This window comes from Staphylococcus sp. EG-SA-2, assembly GCF_017152085.1.
Genome location: NZ_JACYHC010000250.1, coordinates 1 through 492, shown reverse-complemented (window position 1 = coordinate 492; position 492 = coordinate 1). Strand labels below are relative to the sequence as shown.

General features: G+C 31.9%; 1 pseudogene. It reads left to right on the top strand.

What is annotated here, in order from left to right:
* Positions 1-277: 277 nt before the first annotated feature.
* Positions 278-492: pseudogene (locus IDG60_RS02450) on the top strand (ABC transporter substrate-binding protein); the annotation flags it as partial.

Genomic DNA, 492 nt, shown 5'->3' with positions numbered 1-492 from the left:
TTTTAGAACCTTACTTTAAAAAGTAAACGCTGTGAAGTTAGATAGATGAGTTTATATGAAATATAAAAAATAATTTACTATTTTCTTTTAGTATGTGGACTTATATAATAAATAGAAGCATATAAAGAAAAAAACAGTTGTTTGTTTGTGCAGCAACTGCATAAAAGCCTCTAATCACTAAAGGTGAAGAGGAACGCAGTTGGATGCTAAGGCACAACTGCATAAATCCCTCTAATCGCTAAAGCGAAAAGTGGGATTAAAAAGGAGATGTGATAATGTGAAGAAATCGTTAATTGCTTTTATTTTGATTTTTATGCTTGTCCTGAGTGGCTGTGGTATGAAAGATAATGATAAACAAGGTAGCGATGATAATGGCTCGTCTAAATCGCCGTACCATAGAATTGTTTCGTTAATGCCTAGTAATACTGAAATTTTATATGAATTAGGATTAGGTAAATACATAGTTGGTGTTTCAACGGTTGATGATTATCC